The following is a 19590-nucleotide window of genomic DNA, read 5'->3' as shown; positions in this document are numbered from 1 at the left end:
ACATATCTGGTGACTGATACATCGCAATCGGGAGCAAGCCCCCTCCCACATTGGTTTTTCAGCGTTTTGACAATTGGCATAAAAAAGCCCCGCCTGAGTGATCAGACGGGGCTTTTTAGTGGCGGATGGAATCAGACGAGAGGTTTAGGCTCGTGCTCTTCTTCCAGGGCCTTTGGGTGGTGCTCTGCCACTTCTTCAACGGAACTCGGGGTCTCGTCGACGATTGGGGCAGTGTGTTCGACCACTTCGGCGGCAGCCGGTGCGGCAGCGGCAGCAGCGGCGGCAGCTTCGGCTTCCTTGCGGCGACGGCGCACTTCACGTGGGTCGTTCGGCGCACGGCCGTTTTCGGTCAGGGTAATGGCCGGTGCGGCTTCAACCACCGGGGCGGCGGCTTCGGCAACGACGGGCGCTTCAACCACTGGCGCAGGCTCGGCAACCGCTACCGGAGCGGCTTCAACCACTTCGACAACCGGGGTTGGCGCTGCTTCTACCACAGGGGCAGGGGCGGGCGCTTCAACCGGTGCGGCAGGTTCGGCTGTCCACTGGAAGGCGGTCTGTTCTTCGCGAACTTCACGCACGGCCGGGGCGGCTTCTTCGACAACCGGTGCTTCTACAACGGCTTCAACCACTGGCTGTGGCTCAACCACCGGGGCAGGCTCCGCAGCAACTACTTCGGTTTCTGGTTGGGCTTCGCGAACCGGCGCAACTTCCACTTCCGCAACCACTGGGGCTTCGATCGGGGTGGTTGCTTCTACGACCGGTGCTTCAACCACTGGGGTCTCGGCGACTGGTGCCTCTACCGCAACGGTTTCTTCGACGGCGGCAGTGGCGCGTTCAGCCTGCTCGTGAGCCTGGGCTTCAGCAGGTGCGCTGATGACCGAGCTGGCAACGGCAGCGGTAACGGCCAGGCCGGCAGCCAGTTCGGCGCCAGTCGGTTCGCTGTTGGCGGCTTCTGCGTTCTCGCCGGCTTCTTCCGAACCTTCGATCACGTTGCCGTTGGCATCACGTTGACGCTCACGACGGTTGCTGCGACGACGCTGACCGCGGGAGCGGCGGCGTGGACGATCGCCTTCGGCGTTGTCCTGGCCGTCTTCCAGCAGTTGCTCTTCGCCGGTCAGCACTTCGTCGTCGTCTTCTTCGCTGGCGCTAGCCGCCTGCTCGGTGCGTGGTTGACGTTCTTCACGCGGTGCGCGTGGTTGGCGCTCTTCACGTGGCGCACGCTCTTCACGCGGCGGGCGAGCCGGGCGTTCTTCTGGGGTGGCGGCAGCAGCAGCAGCAGTCGCGGCGGCAACGGCAGGCGCGGCGTCCAGCGGCTCGCGCAGTTCACGCACACGTTCTTCGCGCTCGCCACGTGGCTTGCGATCTTCACGTGGGGCGCGGGGTGGGCGCGGTGCGCGCTCTTCACGCGGTGCACGTTCTTCACGGGCTACCACGGCCGGGGTCTCTTCGCGGGCTTCGCGAGGCGCACGCTCTTCACGGGGTGCGCGCTCTTCACGCGGGGCACGTTCTTCGCGCGGCTTGCGCTCTTCGTCACGGCGACCGTTGCGGTTACGGCTCTGCTGACGACCGTTGCGACGCTCTTCGTTACGCGCTGGGCGCTCGGTGGCAGGTTTTTCAACCACAACCGGTGCCGCAGGTTCTTCCTTGCTGGCGAACAGGCTGACCAGCGACTTCACCAAGCCTTTGAACAGGCTTGGCTCAGGCAGCGCGGCCGGGGCGGCAACTGGGGCCGCGACTTCAACCGGAACTGGTGCGTTGGCACGCGCCGGAGCAGTCTTCACAGCAGCTTCCTGGCGAACCAGGGTGCGGGTCGCGGCGGCTGGCTGGACTTCTTCCACTTCGGCAGCGGCAGCGGCGATTTCGTAGCTGGACTGGCCGCTGTGGGCTTCCGGGCTGTCATCACGCAGGCGCTGCACTTCGAAGTGCGGCGTTTCGAGATGATCGTTCGGCAGGATGACGATACGGGCACGGGTACGCAGTTCGATCTTGGTGATCGAGTTGCGTTTTTCGTTGAGCAGGAACGCGGCAACCGGGATCGGCACTTGCGCGCGGACTTCGGCGGTGCGGTCTTTCAGGGCTTCTTCTTCGATCAGGCGCAGGATCGCCAGGGACAGCGATTCAACGTCACGAATGATGCCGGTGCCGTTGCAGCGCGGGCAAACAATGCCGCTGCTCTCGCCCAGGGACGGACGCAGGCGCTGACGGGACATTTCCAACAGGCCGAAGCGCGAGATGCGGCCGACTTGCACGCGGGCACGGTCTGCTTCCAGGCATTCGCGGACTTTTTCTTCCACGGCGCGCTGGTTCTTGGCGGGGGTCATGTCGATGAAGTCGATCACGATCAGGCCGCCGATATCACGCAGGCGCAACTGGCGGGCGATTTCTTCAGCCGCTTCCAGGTTGGTCTGCAGGGCGGTTTCTTCGATGTCGCTACCTTTCGTGGCGCGCGCCGAGTTGATGTCGATGGACACCAGGGCTTCGGTCGGGTCGATCACGATGGAGCCGCCGGAAGGCAGTTCGACCACGCGCTGGAAGGCGGTCTCGATCTGGCTTTCGATCTGGAAACGGTTGAACAGCGGAACGCTGTCTTCGTACAGCTTGATCTTGCTGGCGTACTGCGGCATCACCTGGCGGATGAAGGTCAGGGCTTCGTCCTGGGCTTCGACGCTGTCGATCAGCACTTCGCCGATGTCCTGGCGCAGATAATCGCGGATGGCGCGGATGATCACGTTGCTTTCCTGGTAGATCAGGAACGGCGCGGAACGATCCAGGGACGCTTCTTTGATAGCGGTCCACAGTTGCAGCAGGTAGTCGAGGTCCCACTGCATTTCTTCGCTGCTGCGGCCCAGGCCGGCAGTGCGCACGATCAGGCCCATGTCGGCTGGAGCGACCAGGCCGTTCAGCGCTTCACGCAGTTCGTTGCGCTCTTCACCTTCGATGCGACGGGAAATGCCGCCGGCACGTGGGTTGTTCGGCATCAGCACCAGGTAACGACCGGCCAGGCTGATGAAGGTGGTCAGGGCGGCGCCCTTGTTGCCACGTTCTTCTTTTTCTACCTGAACGATGACTTCCTGGCCTTCGCTCAGGACGTCCTTGATGTTCACGCGGCCTTCGGGGGCTTTCTTGAAGTATTCGCGGGAGATTTCTTTGAGTGGCAGGAAGCCATGGCGCTCGGAGCCGAAATCGACAAAGGCAGCCTCAAGGCTTGGTTCGATGCGAGTAATACGGCCTTTATAGATGTTGGCCTTCTTCTGCTCGCGTGCACCGGATTCGATGTCCAGGTCGTAGAGGCGTTGGCCATCTACCAGCGCAACACGCAACTCTTCGGGTTGAGTTGCGTTAATCAGCATTCTTTTCATGTTGTACCGTCGGTTTCCGGGCTGCCGGAAACGGCGTTCGGCACACACGACTTCTCACGGTCGGTGTCAGGTGCGTCAAGAGTGGTTGGCCACTCCAGTGTCCAGCAATAACCGGCCAATTGGGCTGGTATCGCGACGGACGCGTCCTGCTTGTTAGCGGTGGTGACAAAAGCACCACTTCAACAAAAGCTAAGGTCAGGAGGAGGAATCAACCGGCGACTGTGGACGAGATGAAGCGTCTATATATAAGCCTAGTGCTACACGGTCCGACGGTTGTGCATCTCCACCCTACACGTATCCCTGATAATTCGGGTGCTGCCGCGCGCAGAATCCGCAGCGGGTTGGCATTTACCGTGTGCTCCAATGGGGAGTACACGCTCATGGCTAAACAAGACCAAGTGTGGGCGACTGCGCTCTCACTCAGCTCTTAACAGGCTTTGTTTCCGAAGCATTCGCCATGGTGTGTCCCAAGACTGACTGCACTTTGTGAACTGGCCGTAAATATCGGCGCAAAATGCGAGTATTTACTCTGCTTTCTGCACTCGCTTCAGGCCTCATGTCACCTGCGCTTGTTACAATCTCGAGCTTTCCACGGTGACGAAAGCCCCGTAGGACGGCCTCGCGTCCTGATGAATTGCGATGGTCAGGGCCGGCAGTTTGCCGCAAGTCCTCTGTCCAGGCCGCTTTTGGCGGCGTTCGCGACTATAGCAGTAATGATTAAGTGCTTCAATTCCATAAAAAATTGTTATCATCGCCGACATGACGACTACCGCCCCCCAGACCCCCAGCGTCCAGCTGCTCGAGGTCTCGCCGGAATATGCCGGCCAACGCATCGACAATTTTCTCCTGGCCAGGCTCAAAGGCGTGCCCAAGACCTTGATCTACCGCATTTTGCGTAAAGGCGAAGTGCGCGTGAACAAAGGCCGCATCAAGCCCGAGTACAAGCTGCAGGCGGGCGATATCATCCGCGTGCCGCCGGTGCGCGTGCCGGAGCGTGATGAGCCTGTGCCACTGGCCCAGGGCCTGCTGCAGCGCCTTGAGGCGTCGATTGTCTTTGAAGACAGCAAGCTGATCGTGATCAACAAGCCCTGTGGCATTGCGGTTCACGGTGGCAGCGGCCTGAGTTTCGGTGTGATCGAAGCCTTTCGTCAGTTGCGTCCGGATGCCAAGGAACTGGAACTGGTTCACCGCCTTGATCGCGACACCTCCGGCCTGCTCATGATCGCCAAGAAACGCAGCATGTTGCGCCATCTGCACGCCGCCCTGCGCGGTGATGGCGTGGACAAGCGCTACATGGCGCTGGTGCGCGGCAACTGGGCCAGCTCGATCAAGAGCGTCCGCGCGCCGTTGCAGAAGAGCAACCTGCGCTCCGGCGAGCGCATGGTCGAAGTGGACGAGGAGGGCAAAGAGGCCCTGACCCTGTTCAAGGTGCTGCGCCGCTTCGGCGACTTCGCCACCTTGGTCGAGGCCAAGCCAGTCACCGGGCGCACTCACCAGATTCGCGTCCACACCCTGCATGCGGGCCACTGCATTGCCGGCGACACCAAGTACGGCGACGAGGCGTTCTCCAAGGAGATTCGCGACCTGGGCGGCAAGCGCCTGTTCCTGCACGCCTACATGCTCACCGTGCCGCTGCCCGATGGTGGCGAATTGAAGTTGCAGGCGCCGGTCGATGACATGTGGGCCAAGACCGTGGAGCGCTTGAGTGTCGCACCTTGACTACAAGCTGCTGATTTTCGATTGGGACGGCACGCTGTGTGATTCCATTGGCCGGATTGTCGAGTCGATGCACGTGGCGTCGACCCGTTCGGGCTATGAGCTGTGCAGCGACCTGGCAGTCAAGGGCATTATCGGTCTGGGGTTGCCCGAGGCGATTCGCACCTTGTACCCGGAAATCGCTGACGATGAATTGGTCGCGTTCCGCGAGCATTACGCCGATCACTACATCGCGCTGGAGGCCGAGCCTTCGCCGCTGTTTGACGGTGTGGTGCAGTCCCTGGAAGCATTCCGTGCCGAGGGTTATCACCTGGCGGTCGCCACCGGCAAGGCCCGTCGCGGCCTGGATCGGGTGCTCAGGGCTCACGGCTGGGAAGGCTATTTCGACATCACCCGCGCAGCGGATGAAACCGCCAGCAAGCCCCATCCGCTGATGCTTGAGCAGATACTCGCCCATTGTGGCGTGTCGCCACGCCAGGCGCTGATGGTGGGCGACGCTTCCTTCGACCTGATGATGGCTCGCAACGCTGGCATCGACAGCGTGGCGGTCAGCTATGGCGCCCAGGCTGCCGAGGCGTTGCAGCAATACGAGCCCAGGCTGACGATCGATCATTTTTCTGAATTGCAGGCCTGGCTCAGCCGGGCTCACTAAGTCTTTGCTGGGGTAGATGGCATGAGTGATGAGTGGAAAGCGCCCGAAAAGGCCGACAGCGGTGATGACAAGAGCTGGAAGCTGCTGGAGAAGACCCTCCTGGCCAGCGTGCAGGAGCAGCGTCGTTCGCGGCGTTGGGGGATTTTCTTCAAGCTGCTGACCTTTGTTTACCTGCTCGGCATGCTGGCGCTGTTCAGTCCGCTGATGGACATGGAAAAAAGCGCGACCCGTGGCCCCAACTACACCGCCCTGATCGAAGTGCGCGGGGTGATTGCCGACAAGGAGTCCGCCAGTGCCGACAATATCGTCAGCAGTCTGCGCACCGCGTTTGAAGACCCCAAGGTCAAGGGCGTGATCCTGCGCATCAACAGCCCAGGCGGCAGTCCGGTGCAGTCGGGCTACGTGTATGACGAGATTCGCCGCCTGCGCGCGCTGCACCCTCAGACGAAGCTGTACGCGGTGATTTCCGACCTGGGCGCCTCGGGCGCGTATTACATCGCCAGTGCTGCTGACCAAATCTACGCCGACAAGGCCAGCCTGGTCGGTTCCATTGGTGTGACGGCGGCCGGTTACGGCTTTGTCGGCACCATGGAGAAGCTGGGCGTGGAGCGTCGCACCTACACCTCGGGCGAGCATAAGTCGTTTCTCGACCCGTTCCAGCCGCAAAAGGCCGATGAAACCCAGTTCTGGCAGAGTGTGCTCGACACCACCCATCGCCAGTTCATCGCCAGCGTCAAGCAGGGGCGTGGGGATCGTCTGAAGGATAAAGATCATCCAGAACTGTTCTCTGGGCTGGTTTGGTCTGGGGAGCAGGCCTTGCCGCTGGGCTTGATCGATGGCCTGGGCAGTGCCAGCTCGGTGGCGCGGGACGTGATTGGTGAGAAGGAACTGGTGGACTTCACCGTTGAGGAATCGCCGTTTGACCGTTTCTCCAAAAAGCTCGGCGCCAGCGTGGCTGAGAAGTTGGCCCTGTACATGGGCTTCCAGGGCCCGGCCCTGCGCTGAAATCTCAAGGTCTGTGTAGATAAATGTGGGAGGGGGCTTGCCCCCGATTGCGGTGGGTCAGCTACAGATAAGCTGGCTGATCCACTGCTATCGGGAGCAAGCCCCCTCCCACATTGGTTTTGTGGTGGTTTTAAGGGATCTGTATGCCTTCGGCCAGCAGCATGTCCACCAGGCGGATCAGCGGCAAGCCGACAAGGCTGGTCGCGTCCGGGCCTTCGGTGCTTTGAAACAGGCTCACACCCAGCCCTTCGGCCTTGAAGCTGCCCGCGCAGTCATACGGCTGCTCGATCCGCAGGTAGCGTTCAACCTGCTCCGCGTCCAGTATGCGCATGTGGACGGTAAACGGCACGCAGTCCACCTGACAGTGCCCGGTCTCGCTGTTCAGCAGCGCCAGCCCGGTGAGGAAGCTGACACGCTTGCCGCTGGCGGCCAGCAGTTGCTCGCGAGCGTTCTCGAAGGTGTGGGGCTTGCCGATGATCCGGCCTTCCAGTGCGGCCACCTGGTCAGAGCCGATGATCAGATGGCCTGGATGACTGGCGGCGAGGGCGCGGGCTTTCTCTTCGGCTAGGCGCTTGACGAGTTCGACGGCTGACTCATTTGCACGGCGGCTTTCATCGATATCCGGCGAGCTGCAGATGAATGGCAGGTGCAGGCGGTCCAGCAATTCCCGGCGATAAATCGAGCTGGATGCGAGTAATAAAGGCAGCATGGGCGTCTCCTCGGGGCGGCTGGGGATTCTAGCGGGGCGACCGGCTGACGCCCAGGGCTGAATTTCCTTTGACATGGCTGGGTGCATCCCTATAATGCTGCGCCTATGTTGAATGACCCGATTCCACCTCACGTTGACCCGCGCAAATTGGCTGATCGTGGCACTTCCCTTCAAGGTGAATTGCTGCTGGCCGATTTGAAGAGACTCTGCGACCCGCTTTCCGACACTGTCGGTACGGTGCAGGCTAAATTCGTTTTTGAACGAGATGAACGTAAATCTGTGGTTATTCACAGCTTTATCGACACCGAGGTCAAAATGGTTTGCCAGCGTTGTCTTGAGCTGGTCACCCTGCCGATCCACAGCGAGTGCAGTTATGCTGTGGTAAAGGAGGGTGCGAATACCCAGTCGTTGCCGAAAGGTTATGACGTGCTGGAACTGGGCGAAGATCCTTTGGATCTGCATGCACTGATCGAGGAGGAGCTTTTGCTCGCCTTGCCCATTGTGCCTGCTCATCATCCGGAAGAATGCCAGCAGCCGGCGGGCCTCGATGACGAGACCGAACCGAGCGAGGACGAGGTAACGCGGTCCAACCCGTTCAGTGTATTGGCGCAGTTAAAGCGTGACCCAAACGTTTAGGAGTTAATCAATTATGGCTGTTCAGCAGAACAAAAAATCCCGCTCTGCCCGTGACATGCGTCGTTCGCACGACGCCCTGACGGCGAGCACTCTGTCTGTAGAAAAAACCACCGGTGAAATTCACCTGCGTCACCACGTATCGCCAGAAGGCGTATACCGTGGCCGTAAAGTGATCGACAAGGGCGCTGACGAGTAATCACTTGTCTGCTCAAGTCATCGCGATTGACGCAATGGGCGGGGACTTCGGTCCCCGCAGCATTGTTCAGGCCTGCATTGCCAGCCTGTCTGCCACGCCCTCGCTGCACCTGACCCTCGTCGGTCAACCTTCCCTTCTTGAAGAACTGATTGCCAGCCATCCGGCGGTGGATTGCGCGCGCCTGACGATTACGCCAGCCAGCGAAGCCATCGGCATGGATGAAAAGCCGGCGGTCGCCTTGCGTGGCAAGCCTGATTCTTCAATGCGGATCGCCCTTGAGTTGTTGCGTGATGGCAAGGTGCAAGCCTGTGTCAGCGCCGGCAATACGGGCGCGCTGATGGCGTTGTCACGGCATGTGCTCAAGACCTTGCCGGGGATCGACCGACCGGCGATGGTCGCGGCGATACCGACGCAGGCAGGCTATTGCCAGTTGCTGGACCTGGGCGCGAATGTCGATTGCAGCGCCGAGCACCTGTTCCAGTTCGCTGTGATGGGCTCGGTGGCTGCCGAAGCGCTGGGTGTGGCCCGTCCGCGGGTGGCCTTGCTAAATATCGGCACCGAAGACATCAAGGGCAACCAACAGGTCAAGCTCGCCGCCGCTTTGCTGCAAGGTGCGCGGGGTTTGAACTACATCGGCTTTGTCGAAGGTGACGGTTTGTATCGCGGCGAGGCGGATGTGGTGGTGTGTGACGGATTTGTCGGCAATATCCTGCTTAAATCCAGCGAAGGCCTGGCCACCATGATTGCCTCGCGGATTGAGACTTTGTTCAAGCGCAACCTGGCCACACGCCTGGTCGGCGCCTTGGCGCTGCCGCTGATGCGCCGCCTGCAGGCGGACCTGGCCCCGGCGCGGCATAATGGCGCGAGCTTTCTCGGCTTGCAGGGGATCGTGGTGAAAAGCCATGGTTCAGCGGGGGTGGAAGGCTTTCAGAGCGCGATTGCACGGGCCTTGATCGAGATCCAGGAAAACCTGCCGCAACGCTTGCACGGCCGCCTGGAGGACCTGTTGCCTTAGGCGAATCGGCCTGGAAATGCTTAAATGTGACCGGCCGGTTCAATTGACCATCCAATCTGTCAGTTTCGTGCGCTCCCATCGTAGGAGCGCCCATATCCGACGACCAGATCATTAGGGGCTTGTTACATGTCTACATCCCTCGCATTCGTCTTTCCAGGGCAGGGTTCGCAGTCCCTCGGCATGTTGGCCGAGCTGGGCGCGCACTATCCGCTGATCCTGGAAACCTTCAAGGAAGCTTCCGATGCCCTGGGTTACGACCTGTGGGCGCTGACCCAGCAGGGGCCGGAAGAGCAACTCAATCAAACCGATAAAACCCAGCCGGCCATCCTCACCGCTTCGATCGCCCTGTGGCGCTTGTGGCTGGCGGAAGGTGGTGCGCGTCCGGCGTTCGTGGCCGGTCACAGCCTGGGCGAATACAGCGCCCTGGTCGCTGCGGGCAGCCTGACCCTCGCTGAAGCGGTCAAGCTGGTCGAACGTCGTGGCCAGTTGATGCAGGAAGCGGTTCCGGCCGGGCAGGGCGGTATGGCCGCCATTCTCGGCCTGGATGATGCTGTGGTGATCGAGGCCTGTGCCGAAGCGGCCCAGGGTGAAGTGGTCAGCGCGGTGAACTTCAACTCTCCGGGCCAGGTGGTGATTGCCGGTGCCAAGGCCGCCGTTGAGCGCGCCATGGAAGGCTGCAAGGCCCTTGGCGCCAAGCGTGCCTTGCCGTTGCCGGTGAGTGTGCCGTCGCATTGCGAACTGATGCGCCCGGCGGCCGAGCGTTTTGCCGAGTCCATCGCGGCCATCAACTGGCAGGCGCCGCAGATCCCGCTGGTGCAGAACGTCAGCGCGGCAGTTGCAGCGGATCTCGACACCCTCAAGCGCGACCTGCTGGAGCAGCTCTACAAGCCGGTGCGCTGGGTTGAATCGGTGCAGACCCTGGCCGCCAACGGCGCCACCGAGCTGGTCGAGTGCGGCCCGGGCAAAGTCCTGGCCGGCCTGAACAAGCGCTGCGCCGACGGCGTGTCGACCGCCAACCTCAATACCCCGGATGCCTTCGCTGCCGCTCGCGCGGCACTGGCCTGATCCCCAAACTTAGGAGAAGCCTGCATGAGTCTGCAAGGTAAAGTTGCACTGGTTACCGGCGCAAGCCGTGGCATTGGCCAGGCGATTGCCCTGGAGCTGGGCCGTCAGGGCGCCATCGTGATCGGCACTGCCACTTCCGCTGCGGGCGCCGAGCGTATCGCCGCGACCCTGAAGGAAAACGGCGTGCAAGGCACCGGCCTTGAGCTGAATGTGACCAGCGATGAGTCCGTGGCTGCCGTACTGGCCGAGATCAGCGCACAGTTCGGCGCGCCTGCGATTCTGGTGAATAACGCCGGTATCACCCGCGATAACCTGATGATGCGGATGAAAGACGACGAGTGGCATGACGTGGTCGACACCAACCTGAACAGTCTGTTTCGCCTGTCCAAGGGCGTTTTGCGCGGCATGACCAAGGCGCGTTGGGGCCGAATTATCAATATTGGCTCCGTAGTGGGTGCCATGGGCAACGCAGGCCAAGTAAACTACGCCGCGGCGAAGGCCGGTCTGGAAGGTTTCAGCCGCGCATTGGCGCGTGAAGTCGGCTCGCGGTCGATTACGGTCAACTCGGTGGCCCCAGGGTTCATCGACACCGATATGACCCGCGAACTGCCGGAAGCACAGCGTGAAGCCTTGCTGACGCAGATTCCGCTGGGCCGTCTTGGCCAGGCTCAAGAGATCGCGAATGTGGTCACTTTCCTGGCATCCGACGGTGCGGCATACGTGACTGGGGCTACAATCCCGGTTAACGGCGGGATGTACATGAGTTAAATTGTGACGGATCGCTTCAAAAAAATGTCATACGAGCTGTCTAAAATCCGTTATAAAGCTGCAACTTAATTTATAGGCGGGTGGCCGACCGGGTACTGGGTGAACCTTTCAGTTGAAAAGCTGAAATGGCTTTCTATACACTTACCCACTGGCCAGCTGCCTGAATTTGTCCATTAGGAGTGAAAACAAGGTATGAGCACCATCGAAGAGCGCGTCAAGAAAATCGTTGCCGAGCAACTGGGCGTTAAAGAAGAAGAAGTGGTCAACACTGCTTCCTTCGTTGAAGACCTGGGTGCCGACTCCCTTGACACCGTTGAGCTGGTGATGGCTCTGGAAGAGGAATTCGAGACCGAAATCCCGGACGAAGAAGCTGAAAAAATCACTACTGTTCAAGCTGCAATCGACTACGTTACTAACCACCAGGCGTAATAGTTTGTAGTCGTCGCTTGCTGTCAGGGAAAACCGCACTGCTGTAAAGGCGTGCGGTTTTTTCTTTAGCTCTGATGAAAAGTGATTCTGAAGCAAAGTGTCGTCATTAGAAAAAGGAGAGTGCTGTGTCGCGTAGACGCGTCGTAGTCACCGGTATGGGTATGTTGTCGCCACTGGGCACGGATGTGTCGAGCAGTTGGCAGGGCATTCTGGCTGGCCGCAGTGGTATCGGTCTGATCGAACACACGGACCTTTCTGCCTATTCCACCCGTTTTGGCGGCTCGGTAAAGGGGTTCAATGTCGAGGAATACCTCTCGATCAAAGAGTCCCGCAAACTCGACCTGTTCATTCAATACGGCCTGGCAGCGGGTTTTCAGGCAGTGCGTGACGCTGGCCTGGAAGTCACCGACGCCAACCGTGAGCGCATCGGCGTGGCCATGGGGTCGGGTATTGGTGGTTTGACCAATATCGAAGAGACCAGCCGCACGTTGCACGAGTCCGGCCCCCGTCGAATTTCACCGTTCTTCGTGCCGGGTTCGATCATCAATATGATTTCCGGTTTCCTGTCCATCCATCTGGGCGCACAGGGACCTAACTACGCGATTGCTACCGCTTGCACCACAGGTACTCATTGCATCGGCATGGCCGCGCGCAACATTGCCTATGACGAAGCGGACGTGATGATCGCCGGTGGCGCCGAAATGGCGGCGTGCGGCCTGGGCATGGGCGGTTTCGGCGCGTCACGTGCGCTGTCGACCCGCAACGACGAGCCCGCTCGCGCCAGCCGTCCGTGGGACAAAGGTCGTGACGGTTTCGTCCTGGCCGACGGCGCCGGTGCCCTGGTGCTGGAAGAGCTGGAACACGCTAAGGCGCGTGGTGCGACGATCTACGCCGAGCTGATCGGTTTTGGCATGAGTGGCGACGCCTACCACATGACTTCGCCACCGTCCGACGGTGCCGGCGCCGCACGTTGCATTACCAACGCCCTGCGCGATGCGAAGATCAGCCCGGACCGGGTGCAGTACATCAACGCCCACGGTACTTCGACGGCGACCGGCGACCTGGCGGAAGCCGAAGCGGTCAAGTCGGTATTCGGCGAGCACGCCTACAAGCTGGCGGTCAGCTCCACCAAGTCCATGACCGGCCACCTGTTGGGTGCGGCGGGCGCGGTCGAAGCGATCTTCAGCGTACTGGCCATCAAGGATCAGGTCGCTCCGCCGACCATCAACCTCGATGAGCCGGATGAAGGCTGCGACCTGAACTTCGTGCCTCACGAAGCGCAGAAAATGCCGATCGACGTGGTGTTGTCCAACTCGTTCGGTTTCGGTGGTACCAACGGTTCCCTGGTGTTCCGCCGGTTCGCTGAGTAATGCATAGCTGGGTCGACGGTCAGCCAGCGGACAGCGTGCCCCTGAAAGATCGCGGCCTGGCGTATGGCGATGGCCTGTTCGAAACCATCGCCGTCAAGGCCGGGCAACCCGTGTTGCTCGACCGCCACCTGCAACGCCTGGCTGAAGGTTGCAGGCGGTTGGCATTGGTTGCGGACCACGCATTGGTCCGCAGCGAAGTGCTCGCTTACGCCACCGCCCTCGGCGACGGCGTACTCAAGTTGATCCTCACCCGTGGCGACAGCCTGCGCGGTTATGGCATCAACCCCGGCGCCCCGGTGCGCCGTATCCTGCAGGGCAGTCCGCCTGCTGCTTATTCCCAGGCTCATGGCGCCGACGGTATCCGCCTGTTTCCGTGCGTCACCCGTTTGTCCGAGCAGCCGCTGCTGGCCGGTCTTAAACATCTCAATCGCCTCGAACAAGTGATCGCTCGCGCCGAGTGGCAAGATGCCGAGCATGCCGAAGGTTTGATGCTGGATATGTCCGGGCGCGTCATCGAAGGCGTGTTCAGCAACCTGTTCCTGGTGCGCAACGGCGTGTTGCTGACCGCCGATCTGAATCGTTGCGGCGTGGCCGGGGTCATGCGTGCCGAGATCCTGGCCCAGGCGCAGGCGCTCGGCACCCCGGTGGTCGTGGCCGATATCAGCCTTGAGCAGTTGCAGTCGGCCGACGAGGTTTTTGTCTGCAACAGCGTTTATGGCATTTGGCCGGTGCGCGACTGCGCTGCGATGAGCTGGCCGGTTGGGCCGCTCACCCGTAAACTGCAGGGCATTGTTCGCACGCTATTGGATATTTGAGTTGATACGAAAACTGTTGTTACTGCTGCTGATCGGTCTGTTCTCGGCGGCATTGCTGTTGGGGGTGTCGGCCTGGAAGCTCAACTCAGCCCTGAAGCAGCCCTTGCACCTGACCGAGGAGCAACTGCTCGACGTGCCGGCAGGTTCCACGCCGACCGGCACCTTCAATCGCCTGGAAGCCGACGGGGTGCTCGACGGCGCGTTCTGGTTGCGTCTTTACTGGCGTTTCAACCTCGAAGGCCAGCCATTGCACAGCGGTGAATACCGCCTGACACCCGGGCTCACCGCCCAAGGCTTGATCGGTTTGTGGCAGCGTGGCGAAGTGGTGCAATACAGCCTGACGCTGGTGGAGGGTTGGAATTTTCGCCAAGTGCGCTCGGAGTTGGCCAAGCATGAAAAGATCGTGCAGAGCCTTGCCGGGCTGAGTGACAGTGAAGTGATGGACAAACTCGGCCACCCTGGGGTGTTCCCCGAGGGGCGATTCTTTCCCGATACCTATCGCTTTGTGCGCGGCATGACGGATGTCGAGTTCCTCAAGAAGGCCTATAACCGCCTGGATGACGTACTCGCCCAGGAGTGGAGCAAGCGCGCCGCCGACGCGCCGTACACCGACCCGTACCAAGCCCTGATCATGGCCTCCCTGGTGGAGAAAGAGACCGGTGTGCCGGAGGAGCGGGGGCAGATCGCCGGGGTATTCGTGCGTCGCATGAAGATCGGCATGCTGCTGCAGACCGATCCCACGGTGATCTACGGCCTGGGCGAACGCTACAACGGCAAGCTGACGCGCGCCCATCTCAAGGAAGCCAATCCGTACAACACCTACATGATTGCGGGGCTCCCACCGACACCCATCGCGATGGTCGGCCGCGAGGCGATTCATGCGGCGTTGAACCCGGTATCGGGCAGCAGCCTGTATTTCGTCGCACGGGGCGATGGCAGCCATATTTTCTCGGATGACTTGGATGCGCATAATGCCGCCGTGCGTGAGTTCCAGCTCAAGCGTCGCGCCGATTACCGTTCCAGCCCGGCGCCGCAGGTGAAACCGTTGGAAGACGCCACGCCGACGAACGACGCACCTGCCGCCTCCGCCGAGCTTGCGCCGGACGCCGTCGCACCGCAAAGCCCGCAATGACTCTGACTAAGGACTGCCTGTGACTGGCTTGTTTATTACCCTGGAAGGCCCGGAAGGCGCCGGCAAAAGTACCAACCGCGATTACCTGGCCGAGCGTTTGCGCACCGAGGGTATTGAGGTGGTGCTGACCCGCGAGCCCGGCGGTACGCCGTTGGCCGAGCGCATTCGTGAAGTGCTGCTGGCTCCGGGTGAAGAACAGATGAATCCGGACGCCGAGCTGCTGCTGGTGTTCGCCGCCCGCGCCCAGCATCTGGCCGAAGTGATTCGCCCGGCACTGGCCCGTGGTGCCGTGGTGATTTGTGACCGTTTCACCGATTCCACCTATGCCTACCAAGGCGGCGGCCGCGGCCTGTCCCAGGCGCGCATTGCCACCCTGGAAACCTTCGTCCAAGGCGATTTGCGCCCTGACCTGACCCTGGTGTTCGACCTGCCGGTGGAAGTCGGCCTGGCCCGCGCCAGTGCGCGTGGCCGCCTGGACCGCTTCGAACTGGAAGGCCAGGCGTTTTTCAACGCCGTGCGCAGCGCGTTCCTCGCCCGGGCCAAGGCCGAGCCGGCGCGTTACTACCTGCTGGACGCCGCCCAGCCGCTGGCCCAGGTGCAGCACGCCATCGATGCCCTGCTACCGACATTGCTGGAGCGCGCCCGTGGCTGAAGCCTACCCCTGGCAGGACAGTCTCTGGCAGCAACTGGCCGGCCGTGCCCAGCACGCCCACGCCTACTTGTTGCACGGCCCGGCGGGTATCGGTAAGCGCGCACTCGCCGAACGCCTGATGGCCAGCCTGCTGTGCCAACGCCCGGTCAACCTGGAAGCCTGCGGCGCGTGCAAATCCTGCCTGCTACTCAAGGCCGGCAGCCACCCGGACAACTACCTGCTGGAACCCGAGGAGGCAGACAAGGCGATCAAGGTCGACCAGGTGCGTGATCTCGTCAGCTTCGTGGTGCAGACCGCGCAGATGGGCGGGCGCAAGGTCATACTGATCGAACCCGTGGAGGCGATGAACATCAACGCCGCCAACGCCTTGCTCAAAAGTCTCGAAGAGCCTTCCGGCGATACCGTGCTGTTGCTGGTCAGCCACCAGTCCAGCCGCTTGTTGCCGACCATTCGTAGCCGTTGCGTGCAGCAGGCGTGCCCGTTGCCCAGCGAAGCGATGAGCCTGCAGTGGCTGGAGCAGGCGCTGCCGGACTGCTCCGCCGCCGAGCGCGTCGAGCTGCTGACCCTGGCCGCCGGCTCACCCCTGGCCGCCGTGAAGCTGCAAGCCCAGGGTGTGCGCGAGCAACGTGCGCTGGTGGTGGACGGGGTGAAAAAGCTGCTCAAGCAAGAGCTGTCTGCCAGCCAGTTGGCCGAAGCTGCCTGGAAGGACATCCCCTTACTGCTGCTGTTCGACTGGTTCTGCGACTGGTCGAGCCTGATCCTGCGCTACCAGTTGACCCAGGATGAAAATGGCCTGGGCCTGCCGGACATGCGCAAGGTCGTGCAATACCTCGCGCAGAAAAGCGCGCAGGACAAGGTGCTGAATATCCAGGACTGGATTCTCGCCCAGCGCCAGAAGGTGCTCGGCAAGGCCAACCTCAACCGCGTGCTGTTGCTCGAAGCGCTGCTGGTGCAGTGGGTCGGCTTGCTCGGCCGGCGTTAATTTCCGTGGCCGACGGGTGTATCGTCGGCCAGACCCTTCCCGTGATTGAAGTTGTCATTTCTTATGCTCGTAGATTCCCATTGCCACCTTGATCGCCTCGACCTCGCCCAACACGGCGGTTCCCTCGACGCCGCCCTGGAAGCGGCCCGCCAGCGTGGGGTCGGGCACTTCCTGTGCATCGGCGTCAGCGCCGACAATGCGGCCGACGTCAAAGCCCTCGCAGATCGCTATGCCGACGTGGATTGTTCGGTGGGTATCCATCCGCTGGACCTCAAGCCCGGCGAAGCCCCGGCTCTCGACTGGTTGCTCGGCGAACTCAACCACCCACGGGTGGTGGCGATTGGTGAAACCGGCCTGGACTATCACTACGAGCCCGAAGCCGCGCAATTGCAGCAGGCGTCGTTCCGCCTGCACCTGCAAGCCGCCGAGCAGACCGGCAAACCGGTCATCGTCCACACCCGAGGCGCTCGCGCCGACACCCTGAGCCTGCTGCGCGAAGCTGCATTGCCCCAGGCCGGGGTGCTGCATTGCTTCACCGAAGACTGGGACATGGCCAAGGCGGCCCTCGACTTGGGGTTCTACATTTCCCTGTCGGGCATCGTCACCTTCCGCAATGCCGACGCCCTGCGTGACTTGGCGCGACAAGTGCCGGCCGACCGGCTGCTGGTGGAAACCGACTCGCCGTACCTGGCGCCGATTCCCCATCGCGGCAAGCCGAACCTGCCGGAGTATGTGCGCGATGTGGCGGATTATCTGGCGATGCTGCGCGGTGAATCCTACGAGCGCTTTGCCGAGCAGACCACCGAGAACTTCAAGCGCCTGTTTCCGCTGGCTCACGTCGCCGTTTAACGCGGCCAAAGCGCAGGCAAAAAAAACCCGGGTTCTGGGGGGGGAATCCGGGTTAAGACCATTAGGAGTAAAACAAGGGCACACAGTCCGTCGGTACCCAGATCGACGCGTCACTTGGGGGAGATGTCGCGCCGACAGTTGAAGTATTGATCAGTATCCGATTCAGTCCAGTCGCGTCTGGTCGTTTTTTAAACAGATTTGGAATACGCGCGCTTCGCTTGAGTTCTCATTGAGCGGATGTACAGGCGTAAACGTTATGTATTATTTCTGACTGAACGCCATGAATTCGTTGGCGCGCTGAAAGTAATGTGTGTGACGGGTTCACATAGGCGTTGCCCAACGACCGTTCAGTCGGGATAATCTCTCGCACCGGGTAAATCGTATCGCCACGTATCCTTGGCCCTGCGCAACCCTCCCTTTACCGACCTCTGCAGACCTTTTCCTCATGCAAAAAGAACCCCGTAAGGTCCGTGAGTTTCGCCGCCGCGAGCAGGAAATTCTCGATACCGCCCTCAAGTTGTTCCTCGAACAAGGTGAAGACAGCGTTACCGTCGAGATGATTGCGGATGCCGTAGGTATCGGCAAAGGCACCATCTACAAGCATTTCAAGTCCAAGGCCGAGATCTACCTGCGCCTGATGCTCGACTACGAGCGCGACCTGAACGAGCTGCTGCATTCGGCCGATGTGGACAAGGACAAGGAAGCTCTGTCGCGGGCTTACTTTGAGTTCCGCATGCGTGACCCGCAGCGCTACCGCCTGTTCGACCGTCTGGAAGAGAAGGTGGTCAAGGGCCACCAGGTGCCGGAAATGGTCGAGGAGTTGCACAAGATCCGCGCCTCGAACTTCGAGCGCCTGACCCTGCTGATCAAGGGCCGCATCAGCGAAGGCAAGTTGGAAGACGTGCCGCCGTATTTCCACTACTGCGCCGCCTGGGCGTTGGTGCATGGCGCCGTGGCGCTGTACCACTCGCCGTTCTGGAGCAATGTGCTGGAAGATCAGGAAGGCTTCTTCCAGTTCCTGATGGACATCGGCGTGCGCATGGGCAACAAGCGCAAGCACAGCGCTGAGCTGCCACCCGTTGAAGCCACGCCCGCCGAGACGCCTGCCACGTAATGATTTGCTGCCAGGCGCAGTAACCCAGGAATATACTCAGGTAAGGCGCTTGCTAAAAGCTGATTTATAAGTCAGCTTTTAGCGCGTCCGAATTATCCTCTGCCGGAGTGATCCATGATCGTTGATCGTCAAGGCAGGCGTTTTCGCAATTTGCGGATCAGCCTGACCTCAGCCTGCAATTACGCGTGTACCTACTGCGTGCCTAACGGCAAGCGGTTGGTGGCTGCCCAGGACGAACTCTCGGCCGAGGCCATGGCCCGTGGCGTGGCTTACCTGATCGAAGCCGCCGGTATCGAACGCCTGCGCATCACCGGCGGCGAACCGTTGGTCAGCCCCAAGCTGGAAGCCTTCATGGGCGCCGTGGGTGGGATGGGCCTCAGTGACATCAGCCTGACCACCAACGGCCAACTGCTGGCGCGCAAACTGCCGCTGCTGGTGGACGCCGGCATTCGGCGGATCAACGTCTCCCTCGACACGCTGAACGCCGACGCCTTCCGCAGCATCGCCCGTGGTGGCGACCTGGCCACGGTGCTCGATGGCATGGACCAGGCGCGCGCGGCCGGGATCAAGATCAAGGTCAATATGGTGCCGCTGCGCGGTCAGAACCTCGACCAGGTGATGCCGCTGCTCGACTATTGCCTGGAGCGGGGCTACGAGCTGCGCTTTATCGAACTGATGCGCATGGGCCACCTGGCCAAGGACTCCAATGCGTTCCTGCAGCAATTCGTCAGCCTTCAGCAACTGCTTAGCCTGATCGGCGAACACCACGAATACCTGCAAGCCAACGCTCCCGTGGATGCCACGGCGGTGCGCTACGAAGTGCCGGGCAAGGGCTTCTTTGGCGTGATCGCCAACGAAAGCGTGCCGTTCTGCCGTACCTGTTCACGGTTGCGGCTGTCGTCCACCGGTTGGCTGCATGGCTGCCTGTCGTCGAGCAACCGTCACTATGTCGGCGACCTGCTCGATAAACCGCGCCACCAGGCGCTGCCTGCCTTGCAGGGCTTGTTGATGAAGGCTCTGGGCGATAAACAGGAAGTGGCGTTCTCCGGCGGTGCGACCATCATGAAGATCATCGGCGGCTAACCCTGCCCCCTGGATTTCACACCATCCAGTGTGGGAGGGGGCT

Annotated in this window: 19 protein-coding genes; 17 read left to right on the top strand and 2 right to left on the bottom strand. The window is 61.2% G+C overall.

Annotated features, from left to right (window positions below; genetic code table 11):
- Positions 1-131: 131 nt before the first annotated feature.
- Complete coding sequence (gene rne / locus ACS5Q8_RS21825) at positions 132-3350, bottom strand: ribonuclease E (protein ID WP_465159398.1); 3219 nt, start codon at positions 3348-3350, stop codon at positions 132-134.
- 768 nt (positions 3351-4118) lie between these two features.
- Here rne and rluC point away from each other — a divergent pair.
- The 3 genes from rluC to ACS5Q8_RS21810 are packed head-to-tail and all read left to right on the top strand — an operon-like array spanning position 4119 to position 6732.
- Positions 4119-5078, top strand: coding sequence for a 23S rRNA pseudouridine(955/2504/2580) synthase RluC (gene rluC, locus ACS5Q8_RS21820; protein ID WP_276194410.1), 960 nt, complete (start codon positions 4119-4121; stop codon positions 5076-5078).
- On the top strand, positions 5065-5727 hold the full coding sequence (locus ACS5Q8_RS21815) for an HAD-IA family hydrolase (protein ID WP_276194408.1): 663 nt from the start codon (positions 5065-5067) through the stop codon (positions 5725-5727). Before rluC ends, ACS5Q8_RS21815 begins: the two co-directional genes overlap by 14 nt.
- A 21-nt stretch (positions 5728-5748) precedes the next feature.
- Complete coding sequence (locus ACS5Q8_RS21810) at positions 5749-6732, top strand: S49 family peptidase (protein WP_276194406.1); 984 nt, start codon at positions 5749-5751, stop codon at positions 6730-6732.
- Positions 6733-6862: 130 nt separating this feature from the next.
- Here ACS5Q8_RS21810 and ACS5Q8_RS21805 read toward each other — a convergent pair whose 3' ends face one another.
- Positions 6863-7441: a Maf family protein gene (locus ACS5Q8_RS21805; protein WP_443698092.1), complete on the bottom strand. Its 579-nt coding sequence runs from the start codon at positions 7439-7441 to the stop codon at positions 6863-6865.
- 105 nt (positions 7442-7546) lie between these two features.
- Here ACS5Q8_RS21805 and ACS5Q8_RS21800 point away from each other — a divergent pair, with 105 nt between their 5' ends.
- The 14 genes from ACS5Q8_RS21800 to ACS5Q8_RS21735 all read left to right on the top strand — a co-directional run bounded on the left by ACS5Q8_RS21800 (position 7547) and on the right by ACS5Q8_RS21735 (position 19547).
- Positions 7547-8077, top strand: coding sequence for a YceD family protein (locus tag ACS5Q8_RS21800; protein ID WP_465159397.1), 531 nt, complete (start codon positions 7547-7549; stop codon positions 8075-8077).
- A 13-nt stretch (positions 8078-8090) separates the two neighbouring features.
- Positions 8091-8273 (top strand): 50S ribosomal protein L32, encoded by a 183-nt coding sequence (gene rpmF, locus ACS5Q8_RS21795; protein ID WP_008152339.1) that lies wholly within the window; start codon positions 8091-8093, stop codon positions 8271-8273.
- 4 nt (positions 8274-8277) lie between these two features.
- A complete protein-coding gene (plsX, locus tag ACS5Q8_RS21790) occupies positions 8278-9288 on the top strand; it encodes a phosphate acyltransferase PlsX (RefSeq protein WP_276194403.1) in 1011 nt (336 codons plus the stop codon).
- Between the two features lie 126 nt (positions 9289-9414).
- A complete protein-coding gene (gene fabD / locus ACS5Q8_RS21785) occupies positions 9415-10353 on the top strand; it encodes an ACP S-malonyltransferase (RefSeq protein WP_276194402.1) in 939 nt (312 codons plus the stop codon).
- 24 nt (positions 10354-10377) lie between these two features.
- Positions 10378-11121: a 3-oxoacyl-ACP reductase FabG gene (fabG, locus tag ACS5Q8_RS21780; RefSeq protein ID WP_276194401.1), complete on the top strand. Its 744-nt coding sequence runs from the start codon at positions 10378-10380 to the stop codon at positions 11119-11121.
- A gap of 192 nt (positions 11122-11313) precedes the next feature.
- On the top strand, positions 11314-11550 hold the full coding sequence (acpP, locus tag ACS5Q8_RS21775; protein ID WP_003442511.1) for an acyl carrier protein: 237 nt from the start codon (positions 11314-11316) through the stop codon (positions 11548-11550).
- Positions 11551-11675: 125 nt separating this feature from the next.
- Positions 11676-12920 carry a beta-ketoacyl-ACP synthase II gene (gene fabF / locus ACS5Q8_RS21770; protein WP_276194398.1) on the top strand — a complete coding sequence of 415 codons (1245 nt, stop codon included), beginning with the start codon at positions 11676-11678 and terminating at the stop codon, positions 12918-12920.
- A complete protein-coding gene (pabC, locus tag ACS5Q8_RS21765) occupies positions 12920-13735 on the top strand; it encodes an aminodeoxychorismate lyase (protein ID WP_247408289.1) in 816 nt (271 codons plus the stop codon). Before fabF ends, pabC begins: the two co-directional genes overlap by 1 nt.
- A 1-nt stretch (position 13736) precedes the next feature.
- Entirely contained in the window at positions 13737-14867 is a 1131-nt protein-coding gene (gene mltG / locus ACS5Q8_RS21760) for an endolytic transglycosylase MltG (RefSeq protein WP_465159396.1), read from the top strand.
- A 19-nt stretch (positions 14868-14886) separates the two neighbouring features.
- Positions 14887-15519, top strand: coding sequence for a dTMP kinase (tmk, locus tag ACS5Q8_RS21755; protein WP_253398153.1), 633 nt, complete (start codon positions 14887-14889; stop codon positions 15517-15519).
- Complete coding sequence (locus tag ACS5Q8_RS21750) at positions 15512-16501, top strand: DNA polymerase III subunit delta' (RefSeq protein WP_253398150.1); 990 nt, start codon at positions 15512-15514, stop codon at positions 16499-16501. Before tmk ends, ACS5Q8_RS21750 begins: the two co-directional genes overlap by 8 nt.
- Positions 16502-16564: 63 nt before the next feature.
- The gene (locus tag ACS5Q8_RS21745) at positions 16565-17350 is read left to right on the top strand and encodes a TatD family hydrolase (protein WP_443695873.1); all 786 of its coding nucleotides are present in this window, start codon (positions 16565-16567) and stop codon (positions 17348-17350) included.
- A gap of 445 nt (positions 17351-17795) precedes the next feature.
- The gene (locus ACS5Q8_RS21740) at positions 17796-18464 is read left to right on the top strand and encodes a TetR/AcrR family transcriptional regulator (protein ID WP_276194395.1); all 669 of its coding nucleotides are present in this window, start codon (positions 17796-17798) and stop codon (positions 18462-18464) included.
- Positions 18465-18578: 114 nt separating this feature from the next.
- Entirely contained in the window at positions 18579-19547 is a 969-nt protein-coding gene (locus ACS5Q8_RS21735) for a GTP 3',8-cyclase MoaA (protein WP_276194394.1), read from the top strand.
- The last annotated feature ends 43 nt before the right edge of the window (positions 19548-19590 follow it).

The organism is Pseudomonas sp. PAMC25584, assembly GCF_058135675.1.
The sequence above is the reverse complement of the archived record's forward strand: the minus strand, read 5'-3'. Positions and strand labels throughout refer to the sequence as shown.